The organism is Nocardia rosealba, from assembly GCF_020216065.1.
GTDB lineage: Bacteria > Actinomycetota > Actinomycetes > Mycobacteriales > Mycobacteriaceae > Nocardia > Nocardia rosealba.
Map to the genome: position 1 here is coordinate 142,527 of NZ_JAIWNA010000002.1, position 15,516 is coordinate 158,042.

A 15,516-nucleotide genomic window follows, 5' to 3' on the forward strand; every position below is an offset into this window, starting at 1 on the left:
AAATACGTTGCAGGGCAAGAAGATTCTGATCACCGGCGGCACGGGGCAGGTCGCCAGACCGGTCGCCGAGGCGCTCGCCGCCCACAACGAGGTCTGGTGCCTCGGCCGCTTCGGAACGCCGGGTGTCGAGGACGAACTGCGCGCCTCCGGCGTGATCACCGAGCACTGGGACATGAACGAGACGACGGCCGCGGGTTACGCGCAGCTGCCGACCGATTTCACCCATGTGCTGCACTCGGCGGTTCACCGTGGTGACGGCACCGATTTCGAAGACGCGCTCACCGTCAACTCCACCGCGTGCGCGCGGCTGATGACCCACTGCCGCACCGCCGAGGCGTTTCTGTTCGTGTCGACCGGCGCGCTGTACAAGCGGCAGACCCTCGACCACGCCTATCGCGAATCCGACCCGATCGACGGTGTCGCCGACTGGCTGCCCACCTATCCGGTCGGCAAGATCGCGGCTGAAGGCACCGTGCGAGCGTTGGCGAACACCCTTGAACTGCCGACCACGATCGCCCGCCTCAATATCGCCTACGGCCCCGGCGGATACGGCGGGGTGCCCATGCTGTACTTCAAGCGGATGCTAGCCGGCGAGCCGATCCCGGTTCCGCTCGAGGGCCAGAATTGGTGTTCGCTGCTCTACACCGACGACCTCGTCGCCCAGGTACCCGCGCTGTGGGACGCGGCGTCGGTACCCGCCCGGGTGGTCAACTGGGGTGGTGACGAGTCGGTCGGGATCACCGATTGCGTCCGTTACCTCGAAGAACTCAGTGGCATCGAGGCGAAACTCGTCCCGTCCGAGATCACCCGCGAGACCTACCAATTCGACCCCGAAACGCGTCGCTCCATCACCGGCCCCTGCACCGTCGACTGGCGCGAGGGAATCCGGCGCACCCTCGCCGCGCACTACCCCGCACACGTCCGTGAGGTGACGCCGCGATGAACCACACTCAGGTGACGACGCCGAACATCGCGGCAATCCGCACCGCGTACGAGGGTTTCGCGACCCGCGATGTCGGCAAGATCCTCGCCGCCATGCACGACGACGTCGAGTGGGTGCACCCCGACGGCATGCACAAATACGGCCTGGGCGGAACCAAGATCGGCCACGAGGGGATCAAGGAGTTCCTCGCTCGCGTCCCGTCGGTGCTCGGCGGCATGGTGCTTCACCCGGTCGAATTCATCGAACAGAACGACCGCGTCATCGTCCTTGGCACCCGCCAGGTCATCGCCCGCAGCGGAACCTCGACCACCTTGCCCTTCCTGCATTCCTGGACCATGCGCGACGGCAAAGCCACCCGAATGGAAGACATCTTCGACACCGTCGCCTTCCACGCCGCCATCGAAAGCTGACACCCGACCACGCCGCGGGCCGACCGCACGGTCGTCGCCCGCGGCAGTTGTGGTGGGGAGGGCAGTCGGTGCGGCGCTTACGAGCTGTCCATCGGCCCGAACGCAATCTGCTGCCGAGCGCACTGGTCGTTATACGGACTACGATTTGCGTTGTCGTCCAAAGTGATCCAGGCGGATCAAGATTTGCGCGGCTTTATGGCGGCATGGCTTGGTAAAAAAGGGGAGTGCGGTGACGTACGCGGACCATCAAAGGAAAAGCCTGCATCCGCAGCCAGCGCAGGGGCCTAGAGGAGACAGTTTCCAGGATCAGAGGGAGCGGTCTCCGAAGCGCACCACCACGACAGCGGCGGCGATCTTCGCGATACTCGATGCGGTGGTTTCGTTCGTTCTGTTGGCCGGCCTCCTGGTCGGACTGTACGAAAGCTCCGTTGTCGTACCGTATTTCCCCGATGGAACCCTCAACCCATGGGTCGAGCCATCGGTTGTTCGTCTCTTGCGGTTCGGCGCTGTCGCCATGGGACTTGTCGGCTTGGGGCTGCTGCTCGGCGTGGTGTTGTTGCTCATGCGACGCCCCCTCGGTCGAGCGATTCTGCTAACGGCCTGTGCTGTGGCCCTGCTCGTCGCGTCGGTGGGCTCCTACATTGTGCTGTCCGCGTTTTGGGATTTCGGCATGACGTATGAGCCGTTGTCGATCGTTCTCCTGGTCGCTTTCGCCATATCAGCACTGATCTCGGCAATCACGCTGATTTCGGCGAGAATGACGTGACGTGCTCGCCGCATCGGTGCACGCACAGGGTTCCCGGCCTGGGGGCCTGAACGGCAGCGTCGGTCAGTGGAGGGTGCGGAGGGTCCGGCGGTCTATCTTGCCGGTGGGCGTGCGGGGGAGGTCGTCGACGAAGGTGACGTCGCGTGGGGCTTTGAAGCGGGCGAGGTGGGTTTTCACGTAGGTGCGGACGGTGTCGGCGTCGAGGTTGCCGGTGGGGACGATGAAGGCGGCGAGGCGTTGGCCGAATTCTTCGTCGGGGACGCCGATGACGGCTGCTTCGGTGATCGCGGGGTGGGTGTAGAGGAGATCTTCGATTTCGCCAGGGAAGACGTTCTCGCCGCCGGAGACGATCATGTCGTCGTCGCGGCCGTCGATGAAAAGCCTTCCGCTGGAATCGAAGTGGCCGAGGTCGCCGGTGCTCATCAGGCCGTCGCGGGTCTGTTTGGAGCCGCCGCCGGAGTATCCGGCGAAGGCGATCGAGTTGCCGACGTAGACGGTCCCGACGACGTCGGGTTCGGTGATGCGGGTGCCGTCGGCGTGGTAGAGCGCGACGGTGATGCCCACCGGGGCCTTGCCGACGGTGCCGGGTGCGGCTGTCCAGTTCTGTGGGGTCGCGATGGTGGCGGTGCCGGTTTCGGTGCAGCCGTAGAAGTTGTAGAGCACGGGTCCGAACGTCTGGATCGCCTTGGTGCCGAGCGCCGAGGGTAGCGCCGCGCCTGCGGTGAACACGATGCGCAGCGAGGTGGTGTCGGTGTGTGCCAACACTTCTGGGCTCAGATCGAGGATGCGCCGCAGCATGGTCGGAACCAGCACGACCATCTCGACACGGTGTTCGGCGATCTGGGCCAGCGCGCGGGCGGCGTCGAATCTTCCGTGCAGCACGATCGTGGAACCGAGATTGAGCGCCAGGATGAACTGTGACAGGGCCGTTCCGTGGAACAACGGTGCGCACAACAGCACGATCTGCTCGCGTCGCAGCGGTACCCGGTCGACGAATTGTGCTGCCGCCAAGGGTGATTCGACCCGGCGTGGCGCACCTTTCGGTGTTCCGGTCGTGCCGCCGGTGAGCAGGACGAAGCCGCCCTGCCGGGCCGGCGTTGGTGGCCGCTGGGAACCGCTGCCATCGAGGGTGAGCGCGGTGATGGTGTCGGGTAGGGGAGTGGCCGCGACGGGCAGGCTCGGGTCGAGGACGAGTGCGTCGACTTGCTCGCGGGCCAGTACATCGGTGAGCTGGGTGGCGCCGAAACCTGTGTTGAGCAGAACCAGCCGCGCGCCGAGTTTGCCTGCGGCGACCATGGTTTCGACCAGTGGTGCGCCGTCCGGGTAGAGGACGCCGATGGTGTGGTCGGTACCGAACCCGTCCCGGTACCAGCGGGCGGCGATGGCGTCGGTGCGTTCGTCGAGTTCGCGGTAGGTGATCCGCCGGTCGCCGTCGATGAGCGCGATCCGGTCCGGCGTCCGTTGTGCGGAGCTGCGTACGCCACCGGCGATCGGGCCGTAGGTGCGCATCGTGCGTGCGGTGCGCGCGACCTGGAGTGGTCGTCGAAGGTCGATGACCCCGGATCGTTGGAGCGCACCGATCTGACGTGCGGTGGTGGCAACGGAATGCATGCGGCACTGCATGGCTGCTCCTTCGGTAGGTGCAGCCGATTACAACATGAGCTCTTGTTTTGAACAAGGGCTCTTGTTTTTAGTTGCTCGGGTCAGGTGTCCGCGCGGCTGCGCTCAGGCCGAGGTGGACGATCTGGGTGAATGCCGTGAGGTCGCGGATGAGGGTGTCGATGTCGCCCGAGGTGCCGCGGGTGGTGTGGTGCAGCCAGTCCGAGACGGTGTCGAACAGCCCGCCGATGGTGGCGACAGCCAGGGCGTGCAGGTCGACGCGCGAACCGGTGGCGGGCACGAATCCGTAATCGCGCCAGAGTGTTTCAAGGAATTCGGCCGCCCATCTCCGGTTGGTGCGGCGCTGCTGTTCGACCGTGGCCGAGATGGCGCTCGCCTCGCCGAAGGTGACGATGGCGACGCGGGGGTCGTCGACCAGGGCGTGTGCGAAGGCGCTGAGGGTCTCGACGACGACGGCATCGCGGTCGCCCTGTGCGCGCGCGAGCGCGGCGGCGACGTCGGCTTGCAATCGCTCGCTGACCTGCTGCAACAGGGCGAGGTAGCAGGCCTCCTTGCTGTCGAACAACTCGTAGAACGCCTTGTTGCCGACCAGTGCGGTCTGGCAGATCTGCTCGATGGAGGTGTTGGGGTATCCGTTGGCGGCGATCAGCTCGAACGCGGCGTGCAGGATCTGCTCGCGCCGACGGGCTCGGCGCTGCTCGGCGTCGAGGCCCTGGATTCGCCGTGGGCGCTTTTCGATCGATGTCACGCAGATCAGCGTAGCTAATACGAAATAGCAACAAGAGCTCTTGTTAACAACAAGGTGGCGTGCTGTAATCGGCGTCACCTACCGAAGTGAGGATTCGATGAAGAACCCGAGAGTTGCGCGGAGATGGGCGCTCGCCCCGCTGGCAGCGATGTGTCTGGCGATATCGGGCACCACGGTCGCCGCGGCAGATCCGTATCCGAGCTTTCCGCCGGATCAGAATCAACTGCCGCAATTGCCCACCGAGCCTCAGCTCTACGATCTGTTGCCGATTCCGGTTCCCGCTGAGGACCCGTGGTACGACGACCCGGCCGACCTGGGTTCCTACGCCCCCGGGCAGATCATCCGTTCCCGCACGGTGCAGACCCGGCTGCTCGGGCTACCCTTCCCTGTTCACACCGAACAGCTGCTGTACCGCAGCAACGATGTGCACGACAATCCGATCGCCACGGCGACCTCGGTGATCATTCCCGGCATCCCCTGGTCGGGCAGCCCGCGGCCGGTGGTGTCGTTCCAGGAGGCGATCGACTCGACCGACTCGTCGTGCAATCCGTCCTACACCCTGCGGACCGGAACGATGAAAGAGGCCGCGCTCGCGGTCTATTGGCTGGCCCAGGGTTTCGCAATCAATGTCGCGGACTTCGACGGCAAGTTCAACACCTTCAACACCTACGACGAAGGCAAGATGGTGCTCGACAGCCTGCGCGCCATGAAGAATTCGGCGCTGGGGCTGGTCGATTCCGGCATCGCACTCTACGGCTATTCCGGCGGCGGCTCGGGGTCGATCCGCGCCGCCGAACTGCGCCAGACCTATGCGCCCGACGTGCGATTGCTCGGCACCGCGGTCGGCGGTTTCCCCGCTGATCTGCAGGCCCAGGCCCGCTTCGCCGTGGCCGCGCAGCCGGGGCTCACCGGAATCAGCAACTTCACCATGTGGCTCGGATTCGCCGCGCTGTCACGCGAATTCCCCGACGAGTTCGACGCCGAGGAACTGCTGACCCCGGAAGGCCAGGCGATTGTCGCGGACATGGGCAAACGCTGTGTCTACACGATCGCGGCGGCCGGCGCGTACCGGCCGATCAGTGCCTACTTCAAGCCGGGCAAATCGCTCGAAACCACCCCCGACGTCATGCGGATTCTCGCGGAACAGAGTCTCGGCCACCACATCCCGGACAGCCCGATCTTCTGGTGGCACGGCATCTGGGACGAACTGATCCCCGCCGACGTCGTTCTACCGACGGTCCAGGACTACTGGAACCGCGGCGCCGACCTGCGGTTCTACACCATGCCCCTCCCCGAACACCTCGTCAACGCCACGGCCGGCTGGCCACCGGCGGTGGCCTGGACCAGCGCCGTACTACGCGGACTGCCACCCGGCGACCGCTTCAAGGCCGACATCCCGCTGCCCAGATGAGAGGCTTGTACGAGCAACTGCTCGATGTGCCGATCACGCCGCGGGACGGACGTCGTGGGCGAAGGTGAGTTCGGCCTGGATGGTTTTGTGCCCGTTGTGCCGGCTACAAGACCAGGTGTTGGCGAGGTTGTCGACCACGAGCAGCCCGAGACCGCCGGTGTGGTCGGGGGCGCGTGGGTGTGGTTCACCGGGGCCGGTGTCGTCTACTTCGATGCGTACCCGGTCGCGGACGTGGTTCAGCGAGATGCGGGCACTTCGTGGTGGGAGCCCGTGGCGGCGGGCGTTGCTCGCGAGCTCGTCGAACACCTGGATCGTGTCCGCGACCGCGGTTTCGGGCAACGGGGCGAGGAAATCACGCACCATGACCCGCGTACTCGCGGGCGTGAGGGAGTCCAAGTCGACCTCCATGCCCTCGTTGTGGACCGTGTTGCGGCTCCGGGCTTCCAGTATCGGTCTCGTCATGACCCTTCCCTCCTGCCTCGTGGCTTGTTACAGCACGGCTACCCGGCTGAGCCGTTGCGAAACGGATGCCGGCCGAAACGAATTCCGCCACAGGGATTTTGAATCGAGATAGATCCGGACGTTCGATGACCAGCGAATGTCGGGGTTCTCACTTCTATGTGCGACCGGTCGAGCCCAACTCCTAGCGTCGAGGGCATGACAGAAAAGACGATTCCCAGATTGATGGCACGGTCGATCGAGTCGGTGGGTGAGTTCTATACCGCAATCGGATTCGAGATCACGTTCGAACAGACGGCGCCCTACCAGTTTCTGAGTGTGAAACGTGGGGGGATCGAGCTGAACTTCTACGGAGACAAGGATTTCGATCCGACTTCCTCGACGCACGGTTGCCTGGTCGACACCGACGACGTCGATTACCTGTACGGGGTTTTCACCGAGGGGCTGCGCGAGGCGTACGGGTCGGTGCCCGTACACGGTGTGCCGCGGGTCGGTGCGTTGACGGACAGGAGCTACGGGGTGCGCGAGTTCCTGGTGACCGATCCGGGTGGGAACACGATCCAGGTCGCGCAGCCGATCAGCCCGGATCAGCGGCACCGGCCGTTGCCGAAGGAGACATTCGATCGGGCTGTCCACATGGGGTCGCTCTTCGCCGATTCCAAGCAGGATCTGGAGCTGGCGGTCAAGGTCCTGGATCGGGCCCTCAGTCGCACCGATGAGGAGCCGACGGCGGTCCAGTTGATCAAGCTGTTGGTGGTTCGGGCGGATGTAGCTGTGCGCCAAGACGATCCGGCTCTGGCGCGGGAACTGCTGGCTCGCGCCAGAGGACTCGGGACCGGTGGGGCGGAGCTCGGTGATGCGCGTCGACGGATCGCGGAGCTCGAAGCCGGACTGTGAGCGGGACTCGGCATTCGCTCTCGACACTCCGGGCTCCGGTGACACCGCCGACACGGCAACGGACACTACTCTTGCTCGCTATGGCGATGACCAGCACGAAGATCGGGGGAGCGGCGGTCGTTGCCCTCCACCCGTCGACCATGGTGGGGTGCACCTATCGCTGCGACGACCGGTATGTCGTGGGGCGAGAGGAGATCCGTCAGTTCGCGCGGGCGGTCCAGGACAGTCATCCGGTGCACCGGTCGGAATCTGCCGGTGTGGAGTTCGGCTACGGAGGGCTGATCGCGCCGCTCACCTTCTTCGCGATCCCCGCGTTTCGGGCGCAAAGAGCTATGTTCGACACCGTGGCCGGTGGATACGATCTGAGTCGGATCATGCAAACCGATCAGGTTGTCAACTACCACAAGCCGATTCGTCCTGGTGACGCACTGACCTGCGATGTCGGCTTCGAGTCGTTTCGCGGTGCTTTCGGGAGCGAACTCTTCGAATTCAAAACAGAGATCACAGACCAGCACGATTGCCCGCTGATCACTTCGCGGACTAGTTTCGTCGGTCGAGCGGAGGGCGGCGCCACCAGGTCTCACTCGGCCGATCACCTTGTGATGCGCGGTTTTCACGACTGGCCGTCGGGTGCTGGACTCCGCCCACGGGCTCGCAATGGATCAGATCCACGTCCGAGATCGGAGCCGGGCGCACACGGTGGCCATACGCGTCGCTTCGAGTCCGTCACGGAGGGCGAGCAACTACCCCGGCGGGTCTTCTCTCTCACCCTGGGGGACCTGGTCAACTATGCCGGTGTGGCCGGTGACCCGAATCCGATCCACTGGCACCCGCAAGCCGCGCAAGCGGTGAACCTGGACGCTCCGGTTGCTCACGGCATGCTGACCGTGGGCCTCGGCGCGGGTTATCTCACCTCGTGGCTGGGCGATCCCGGCGCTGTCCTCGAGTATGCGGTCCGGTTCACCAGCCCGGTCTATGTCACCAGCGCCGGCGCGAGTGTCGAGTTCTCGGGGACCGTGAGGTCGGTCGATCCGCAGCAGCGGACAGCGGTCGTGGCAATCGTCGCCACCTGTCGGGGTCGGAAGATCTTCGGACGAGCAACGGCGAAGGTCCGACTCTCGCCGACCTGACAACCGGATCGACTACCCGGTCTGCTGCGGCGGAGGAGCGAGGTCGCTCGGTGGAGTGGATGGTCGAATTGCCATGCCCGGCCAGGAAATTCCGCGTACCCCACCCGGGCCGCGAGCGACGCGGATGCCTTCGGTGGTGATCCGAGGGCGATAGATGGTTGTCCGGTGACCGAATGCCGGGTCGAGATCGACGGAGTCGAACAGTCCCATCCTCGTCAACCACTGCGACGCACGGACTACTTCGTTCTCGGTGAGGGATTCGCCCGGCCAACCGACCGACGCCCCGACGGCGAAGGCGCCGAGGACTCGGCCGGCGTTGTCGGAAAGTTCTTCGTTGTGCGCCCATTTCAGCACCGCCTCGCGCACCGCCCACTGCCGATCGGAGTAACCGGGCGTCGTCCGCGCAGTACTGTCCATCCGCAGCATCACGGGCTTGTCCATCACGTCACTCCTCAATTTCCCGAACCGAGTGGCCCGTGACCACGACCTCTGCGCGAGTTTCGACTGCCGAGGCCGCGAGCCGTGCCTGCTCGGCATCGGCCGGGCTCGGCGGCCGCCGTTTACAAGATAAACATATGGCCGTTTATCTTGTAAACCTGTGTGTTGACGACCGTGTGACGGGGTATGTTGAGTCCAGCCGGAACATCCCGGTATCCTGGGGTTATGGTGGCGTGCTGGAAGACCAGGGCCCGAGGATTTTGACAGGAGCTCCGCCCTGAGCGAGGACACGATCGACTCGGGCGCCGAGCTGCGCGACAGCAGTCCACGCGACGGAGGCACCCGTCGCGCCCCGCGACTGGATCGGGTGCTGATCCTGGAATCCGCGATCGCACTGATCGACGAGGAAGGCCTGGCCCACCTCACGATGCGCCGCCTCGGTTCATGGCTCGGCGTGGAAGCCATGGCCCTGTACCGATACGTGTCCGGGCGTGACGATCTGCTGGCCGGGGTGGTCGATCACCTCGTCGACCAGCTCTACGAGCAGAACCTGATGGAGCCCGACGGTGCGGGCGGCAGCTGGCAGGGTTATCTGCAGCGCCTCGCGCACGGCGTGCGCCGCGTCGCCATCGAGCACCCCGAGGTGTTCCCGTTGATGGCATCGAGCCCGCCGCAGGCGCCCTGGCTGTGCCCGCCGTTGCGCAGCCTGAACTGGATGGAGTCCTTCCTCGGCACCATGCTCCGCTATGGGTTCGACGACCGTCAGGCGGTTCAGGCCTACCGTTCCTTCGCCACGTTCCTGCTGGGCCACCTCCTGCTCGAGGTGGCGACCAGGGGAGTCGAGCTGAGCCCGGTCACCACCGCCGAGCCCGGGCAGCACGAATCCTCGGATCTGGCCGACTACCCGAACGTGCATCGCCTACAGAGTCACCTGGCGGCCGACCGCGCGGCCGATGAGTTCGAAGAAGCTCTCGAGGCGCTACTCGACCGCCTCGAAGCGATGCGCCGCACTCGACCACGCCCCTGACCGCCGGGCTCGACCCGGCCGGTGGCCACCGCCGACAGCGATCAGAGCAACCCGTCGTGGCTGGGTGGTTGGCCCAATTCGAATTCCTCGGCACCGAGCCGACGGGCCCAGCTGTGTGACCATGCCTTCAGTGGGGCGAGCGCGTAGAGCAGTTCCACGCCGATCGGGGTGAGAGCGTATTTGCCCGCTTCGGTGGTGTACACGACTTCGACGGTGACGAGTTCGCGCAGTCTGGTGCTCAGCACGCTCGAGGAAATGTCGGGCAGCGCGCGGCGGAGGTCGCGAAATCCGAGCGGCTCGGTTCGCAGTTGCCACAGCACCAGGATCGCCCAGCGGCGGCCGAGAAGATCGAACGCGGCCATGAGGGGCTGGCCCGTAGCAGAACCCCGAACCGCGACTCCGGGGCGGGGGACTCTTGCGTCACTCATCCACAAGATCCTAGTGTGGTTTGAAAATCGAACCACCATGCCTTCCCGAACTTTCGTCTGCGGTCCCGGTTCGATGACCTGGCCGTGGATCTGGAGCTGACGGCCACCGGCGAGACGCTCTGGTTCATCGACAATCCGCTCTACCGGCATGTGGCCCTGTTCGCCCACTACGCGGGCACAATCACGCACGCCGGGCAAACCACGCGAGTCTCCGGACTCTGCACCTACGAGTACGCGGTGATCCGCTCACCCCAGATGCTGCGCGCCCAGCCGCTTCCGCCGTCCCGCAAGATTCCCCTCGACTTCTTCACCTACCACATCATTCCTGTAGACGAAGACACTCGGCTGATCCTGGTTGCCACCGGCGTAGCCGGTCGACCGGGTTGGCTGGCCGCCTATTGGCGCAGCGAAGCGGGCGGAGTCTGCGCACTCGGCAATCAAGTGACATTCGAAGTCTTGTCGACACAGCCGGTTCCGCAGGTCGCCAACGCCACCCCGGCCATGACCATGCCCGACACGTTCCGGTGGACCGCCACCGACGGCAAAGGGAACACCGCCGTCGAGATCACCGGCACCGTCGACACCGAATGGCTCTACGCGGGCATGGGCTATATCGGCGGATTCCGCTACCACGGCCACATCGCCGACCACCGCGTGGACGGCCTCGCCTACCTCGAATACTCCGACCGACGCCGCTGACCGAGCCCGCTGATCGACACACGTCCCGCCGCGATGAAGGATCGAACCTGATGAGCCACCCAACCGACCTGTCCACCATGACCGGCCTCGAGGTCGTGCGTGCCTTGGCTGCCGTCACCGACGAACGCCCCTCGATCGCCCGGTTGATGGGCATCACGATCCATACCGTCGACAGCGGCGAAGTCACCGGATCGGTCACTCCCCAACCGGATTTCGCCAACGCCCTCGGAACCGTGCACGGCGGGATCTGCGCGACACTTCTCGACGCTGTCATGGGATGCGCGGTGCACACCATGCTGGCCCCCGGCGTCGGCTACACAACCCTCGAACTCAAGGTCAACTACCTGCGGACCGTGTCCACCGACGCAGGTCCCCTCACTGCCACCGGTTCGGTGATCCACGCCGGACGCACGACCGCCACCGCCGAAGGACGCGTCCACGACGACAAGGGGCATCTGGTCGCGCACGCCACCACGACCTGCCTCATCCTCAGCTGAATCAGCTCGCCGCTCTCCACATTCCGCACCAGCCGGATACGGGCCGACGCTTCCCGAAGGACGATCATGAACGCAAACCGACCACCGCTGGTTTTGCTGCACGGCCTCACGATGTCGGAACGCGCCTGGGCCGACGTTGTTCCGCTGTTGGCGCCGCACCACCACGTCATCGCCCCTACGCTGCTGGGCCATCGCGACGGACCGAAGCCGACACAGCGGCCGACCCGGGTGAGTCATCTGGTGGATGACATCGAAGCGCTGCTGGATACCCTCGGCCTTCACCAGGTGCATCTGGCCGGGAACTCCCTCGGCGGATGGATCGCGATCGAACTGGCACGCCGAGGCCGGGCCCGCAGCGTATGTGCCCTGTCTCCGGCCGGGTTCTGGGAACCGCGCCGCGCCAGTCAAACTCACGGGACCTCGATCATCGCTCGCGAGGCGGCAACCGCTCGTCTCGGCAGGCCCTTGGCGCCGCTCGGCTTGCGATCACCCCTGATCCGGCGGCTCGCACTGCGCAACATCGCGACTCGTGGCGACCGAATCAGCAGTGCGCAAGCTCTCGATATCGTCCATGACCTGACCGAATGCCCGGTCACCACCGACCTGCTCAGCACCGACGAGTACATCGCACCTCTGCCGGATCTCCCGTGCCCCATGACGGTGGCCTGGGCCGAGGACGATCGCCTCCTGCCGCTCGCGGTGAACACCCCCATCGCCCGGCTACGCCTCCCCGAACAAACTCACTTCCGGGTCCTCCGAGGCGTCGGTCACGTCCCGATGATCGACGATCCCGAACTGGTCGCGGGAACCATCCTCGCCACCACGGCCGGCCATCCGCAGCCCGAGGATCCACCCCGCCCTGACTGAGGGTTTCGGCCACTAACTGGGCGCGGATCCTTCGTTCCGGGTGCGTTCTGCGACCAGGTCAGTCTGCTCCTGGTGGACGCGCAGGGCCGTGGCGAGGAAGTCGAGAATCAGCCGCAGTTGGTCGCTGTCGTAGCGTTCGAGCGCGGTCGCTCCGGCCCGACCCACGGGTTCGAAGAGGAGCTCCGCCATACGCCGCGCGTCCGCGGTCGGCTCGATGAGCACGCGCCGCCGATTGTCCGGATCCTGTGCGCGCGAGACGTATCCGGCCCGTTCGAGCCGGTCGATGACCGTGGTGGTGGCGGCCGGGCTGAGCCGCAGCGCGGTACTCAGCTCACCCGCGGGGAGGGGGCCGCGTCCCAACACGATGTCGAGACACCGCATGTCGGTGCGATTGAGCCGCAAGTGCGCGGCGACCGCCTCGTCGAAGGTGTCGAAGCTGCGCTGTAGCAGCCGCAGCTGCTGTCCGATCTCGGCGATGAATTCAGCATCTTTCGACATTCGAAACTTCCTGTTATCGTTTATTTCGACGATCGAAATGATAGCACCGAGAGGCTCGATCCATGAACCAGACCCGGCCCATCACCGACGACATCGCCATCGGGGAGGTGTTCCGGCAACTCCAGCGGACCTGGACCGCCAATGACGCCGAAGCCTTCGGCGCACTCTTCACCGAGGACTCCGATTACGTCTCCTACGACGGCACCCGTGCCATCGGCCGTGAACAGCATCAGCGCAACCACGACCGACTGTTCCGGGGAGTCCTGGCCGGATCAGCCCTGATCGGTGAACTGGAGTCCATCCGCTACATCAGCCCGGATGTGGCGATCGTGTACGGCACCGCCTCGGTATTGATGCCGTGGCGCTCACGCCTGCCGAAGCGGCGGCTCTCGCGGCAGACCATCGTGCTGCTGCGCACCGAAAATGGCTGGAAAATAACAGCAATTCACAATGCCCGGGTCCGCCCGGTCACGGTGCCGGAACCGAATTCGTTCCCGTCCAAGATGTCTCAGCTGATGGCACGGATCGCCCATACACTCGGGCTGGGCGGTCGAACCGCATAGCAGCGTTTCCCGCGAACTCGCTGGCGATGATGATCGGCGCTGACGCCCCGACCCATCCTTCGAAGCTCCCGGCAACCGGGAGGTCACGGCGGGCGGGTGCCGTCGTCGGCGTGGTTGACCAGCCCGGTCTGGTGGGCTATGACGACGAGTTGTGCACGATCGCGAGCGTGCAGTTTGTTCATGGCGCGCTGTACGTGGGCGCGGACGGTGAACGGGCTGACGAACAGTTGTTCGGCGATCTCTTTGTTGGAAAGGCCTTGTGCGACAAGCATCGTCATTTCGCGTTCGCGCGGGGTGAGTACGTCGAGTTTCTCGGAGGCGTGCGTAGCACCGTCGCCGGATGGGGTTGCGAGGAAGCGGGCGATCAAGGCTCGCGTCGCGGCGGGGGAGAGGAGGGTTTCGCCGTCCGCGATGGTGCGCACGGCAGCGAGCAGATCCGCCGCGCCGATGCCCTTTCCGATGAAGCCGCTCGCGCCCGCGCGTAGTGCCTGCGCGACATATTCGTCGGTCTCGTAGGTGGTGAGGACGAGGACTCGGCTGTCGCGCAAGTGCGGGTCCGCGCAGATCTGTGTGGTGGCGGTGATGCCGTCGGTCTCGGGCATCCGGATGTCCATGATGATCACATCGGGGCGCAGTTCACGGGTGAGCCGCACCGCTTGCGCGCCGTCGGCGGCCTCGCCGACCACGCTGATGTCGTCGGCTGTGTCGAGGAGCGTACGGAACGCTTGTCGGAGCAGGGCCTGGTCGTCGGCAAGTAGCACTCGAATTGTCATGGGGGACTACCGTTCTCCGTGTCACCGGTTGGGTTCGCCGATGTGATTGGCAAGTGGGCGGCGACGATTAAGCCACCCGCCGGGCTGTTTTCGGTGGAGAGCTGACCCCCGACCGCCTTGGCGCGTTCTCGCATACCGATGAGCCCGTAGCCCGATGGCCGGTCCGACCTCGTGAAGCTCGGCCTTTTCGCTGCTCGCGAATCGGGTCCGTCGTCGGCGACGGTGATGCCGAGCAGGTCGTGGCTCCAGGACAGGCGGATTCGAGCGTGGCCGGTTCCGGCGTGTTTGCCTACGTTGGTCAGGGCCTCCTGGATGATCCGGAAGGCAGTGAGATCCACGCCTGGCGGTAGCGGTTTGGGCGTGCCGTCGTTGTCCATCGTCACTCGCAGCCCCGCACGGTCGAACGACTCGAGCAGCCGGGGGAGCTGGGCCAGGCCGGGTGACGGTTCGGCGGGAGTGTTCGCGTCCCCGGCCTGGCGCAGCAGTCCGACCGTGGCGCGCAGGTCGTCGAGGGCGTTTCTCGTGGTCTCGATGATGTTGTTCAGGTTGGAGCGGGTCTGTTCCGGCTGGGAGTCGAACACGTGCGCGGCAACAACAGCCTGGGCATTGGCGAGGGTGATCTGGTGTGCGACGACATCGTGGAGTTCGCGGGCGATGCGCACCCGTTCCTCGGCGACGCTGCGCCGCGCTTCGCTCTCCCGGCTCTCCTCGGCACGCAGTGCCCGCTCTTCCATCGCGGCCAGGTAGGCGCGCCTGCTCTGCGTCGCAGTGCCGAGCGCCCCGGCGATCAGCGGGAGCGCCGCCACCGACAGCAGCCTGCCGGCGTCCTGCCAGGACAGCCCGTCGAGAAGCGGGGTAGCCGCGACCAGCAATGCCACGGCGGGAAGCAGGACCGCGATCGTCACCCTCAGCTCGGTGTGCAGCGCCAGCGCGTAGGCGGCGATCGCGACGGGCACCACGATCAGCGGGGTCGACAGCAGGCCCAACGGGGCGACCAGCATCCCGCACGCGGTGGTTACCGCGACCACGGCTACCGGCGCCCGATGCCGCACGACCAGCGCCGCGCACGACACAACCGCGACGACATAGGTGGCGATCGGCGGCCATCCGAAGGTGTTGTCGGGGTGAAAGATCCCGCCGGACAGGCACAGCAGGAACGCCGTCGCGAGGACGAGCGCCTCGCGCCACCACACCGGTCGTCGTGCCACCTGCTGGGTGACCATCACCGGATCGGGGGACGCTGCTGGTTCGGCAACACCTCGCCCAAGATACGCGTGGCGAGCGTCCCGCGACCGCAAGGCGCTCGACCCGGTTCCTACGCACCAGGGAGTGCGCAGTCGGC

The 15,516-nt window shown here is 65.7% G+C and carries 18 protein-coding genes and 1 pseudogene; 11 read left to right on the plus strand and 8 right to left on the minus strand.

Annotated features, from left to right (window positions below):
• The first annotated feature begins 7 nt into the window (after window positions 1-7).
• The 3 genes from LDL21_RS07430 to LDL21_RS07440 all read left to right on the plus strand — a co-directional run bounded on the left by LDL21_RS07430 (window position 8) and on the right by LDL21_RS07440 (window position 2,119).
• Complete coding sequence (locus tag LDL21_RS07430) at window positions 8-943, plus strand: NAD-dependent epimerase/dehydratase family protein (RefSeq protein ID WP_225279362.1); 936 nt, start codon at window positions 8-10, stop codon at window positions 941-943.
• Complete coding sequence (locus LDL21_RS07435) at window positions 940-1,353, plus strand: nuclear transport factor 2 family protein (protein WP_225279363.1); 414 nt, start codon at window positions 940-942, stop codon at window positions 1,351-1,353. The genes LDL21_RS07430 and LDL21_RS07435 overlap by 4 nt, the downstream gene beginning before the upstream one ends.
• Window positions 1,354-1,582: 229 nt before the next feature.
• On the plus strand, window positions 1,583-2,119 hold the full coding sequence (locus LDL21_RS07440) for a hypothetical protein (RefSeq protein WP_225279364.1): 537 nt from the start codon (window positions 1,583-1,585) through the stop codon (window positions 2,117-2,119).
• Between the two features lie 63 nt (window positions 2,120-2,182).
• Here the strand turns inward: LDL21_RS07440 and LDL21_RS07445 are convergent, their stop codons facing one another.
• A complete protein-coding gene (locus LDL21_RS07445; protein ID WP_225279365.1) occupies window positions 2,183-3,742 on the minus strand; it encodes an AMP-binding protein in 1,560 nt (519 codons plus the stop codon).
• A gap of 67 nt (window positions 3,743-3,809) precedes the next feature.
• Window positions 3,810-4,487, minus strand: a complete 678-nt coding sequence (locus tag LDL21_RS07450) for a TetR/AcrR family transcriptional regulator (protein WP_225279366.1) — start codon at window positions 4,485-4,487, stop codon at window positions 3,810-3,812.
• A 97-nt stretch (window positions 4,488-4,584) separates the two neighbouring features.
• Here LDL21_RS07450 and LDL21_RS07455 point away from each other — a divergent pair, with 97 nt between their 5' ends.
• On the plus strand, window positions 4,585-5,898 hold the full coding sequence (locus LDL21_RS07455; protein ID WP_225279367.1) for a lipase family protein: 1,314 nt from the start codon (window positions 4,585-4,587) through the stop codon (window positions 5,896-5,898).
• 33 nt (window positions 5,899-5,931) lie between these two features.
• Here the strand turns inward: LDL21_RS07455 and LDL21_RS07460 are convergent, their stop codons facing one another.
• A complete protein-coding gene (locus LDL21_RS07460; protein ID WP_225279368.1) occupies window positions 5,932-6,360 on the minus strand; it encodes an ATP-binding protein in 429 nt (142 codons plus the stop codon).
• 156 nt (window positions 6,361-6,516) lie between these two features.
• Here LDL21_RS07460 and LDL21_RS07465 point away from each other — a divergent pair, with 156 nt between their 5' ends.
• Together LDL21_RS07465 and LDL21_RS07470 are read left to right on the plus strand one after the other, a co-directional pair.
• Window positions 6,517-7,254, plus strand: coding sequence for a DUF8817 family protein (locus tag LDL21_RS07465; protein WP_225279369.1), 738 nt, complete (start codon window positions 6,517-6,519; stop codon window positions 7,252-7,254).
• Between the two features lie 80 nt (window positions 7,255-7,334).
• Window positions 7,335-8,384, plus strand: a complete 1,050-nt coding sequence (locus tag LDL21_RS07470; protein ID WP_225279370.1) for a fused (3R)-hydroxyacyl-ACP dehydratase subunits HadA/HadB — start codon at window positions 7,335-7,337, stop codon at window positions 8,382-8,384.
• Between the two features lie 12 nt (window positions 8,385-8,396).
• Here LDL21_RS07470 and LDL21_RS07475 read toward each other — a convergent pair whose 3' ends face one another.
• Window positions 8,397-8,825 carry a hypothetical protein gene (locus LDL21_RS07475; RefSeq protein WP_181698279.1) on the minus strand — a complete coding sequence of 143 codons (429 nt, stop codon included), beginning with the start codon at window positions 8,823-8,825 and terminating at the stop codon, window positions 8,397-8,399.
• A 289-nt stretch (window positions 8,826-9,114) separates the two neighbouring features.
• Here LDL21_RS07475 and LDL21_RS07480 point away from each other — a divergent pair, with 289 nt between their 5' ends.
• A complete protein-coding gene (locus LDL21_RS07480) occupies window positions 9,115-9,849 on the plus strand; it encodes a TetR/AcrR family transcriptional regulator (protein WP_372462168.1) in 735 nt (244 codons plus the stop codon).
• A gap of 41 nt (window positions 9,850-9,890) precedes the next feature.
• Here LDL21_RS07480 and LDL21_RS07485 read toward each other — a convergent pair whose 3' ends face one another.
• A complete protein-coding gene (locus tag LDL21_RS07485; protein WP_225279371.1) occupies window positions 9,891-10,277 on the minus strand; it encodes a winged helix-turn-helix transcriptional regulator in 387 nt (128 codons plus the stop codon).
• A 51-nt stretch (window positions 10,278-10,328) separates the two neighbouring features.
• On the opposite strand from LDL21_RS07485, the pseudogene LDL21_RS07490 reads away from it, so the two are divergent.
• The 3 genes and pseudogenes from LDL21_RS07490 to LDL21_RS07500 all read left to right on the plus strand — a co-directional run.
• A pseudogene (locus LDL21_RS07490) lies at window positions 10,329-10,976 on the plus strand (DUF6670 family protein); the annotation flags it as partial.
• A 50-nt stretch (window positions 10,977-11,026) separates the two neighbouring features.
• Window positions 11,027-11,473: a PaaI family thioesterase gene (locus LDL21_RS07495; protein ID WP_181698282.1), complete on the plus strand. Its 447-nt coding sequence runs from the start codon at window positions 11,027-11,029 to the stop codon at window positions 11,471-11,473.
• 66 nt (window positions 11,474-11,539) lie between these two features.
• Entirely contained in the window at window positions 11,540-12,340 is an 801-nt protein-coding gene (locus LDL21_RS07500; protein ID WP_225279373.1) for an alpha/beta fold hydrolase, read from the plus strand.
• Window positions 12,341-12,352: 12 nt separating this feature from the next.
• Here the strand turns inward: LDL21_RS07500 and LDL21_RS07505 are convergent, their stop codons facing one another.
• Window positions 12,353-12,838, minus strand: a complete 486-nt coding sequence (locus LDL21_RS07505) for a MarR family winged helix-turn-helix transcriptional regulator (RefSeq protein ID WP_225279374.1) — start codon at window positions 12,836-12,838, stop codon at window positions 12,353-12,355.
• Between the two features lie 62 nt (window positions 12,839-12,900).
• Between LDL21_RS07505 and LDL21_RS07510 the strand changes: the two genes are divergently transcribed.
• Entirely contained in the window at window positions 12,901-13,401 is a 501-nt protein-coding gene (locus tag LDL21_RS07510; RefSeq protein WP_225279375.1) for an SgcJ/EcaC family oxidoreductase, read from the plus strand.
• 83 nt (window positions 13,402-13,484) lie between these two features.
• Here the strand turns inward: LDL21_RS07510 and LDL21_RS07515 are convergent, their stop codons facing one another.
• Window positions 13,485-14,174 carry a response regulator transcription factor gene (locus tag LDL21_RS07515; protein WP_225279376.1) on the minus strand — a complete coding sequence of 230 codons (690 nt, stop codon included), beginning with the start codon at window positions 14,172-14,174 and terminating at the stop codon, window positions 13,485-13,487.
• Window positions 14,171-15,397 carry a sensor histidine kinase gene (locus LDL21_RS07520; protein ID WP_225279377.1) on the minus strand — a complete coding sequence of 409 codons (1,227 nt, stop codon included), beginning with the start codon at window positions 15,395-15,397 and terminating at the stop codon, window positions 14,171-14,173. The genes LDL21_RS07515 and LDL21_RS07520 overlap by 4 nt, the downstream gene beginning before the upstream one ends.
• Window positions 15,398-15,516: the final 119 nt, after the last annotated feature.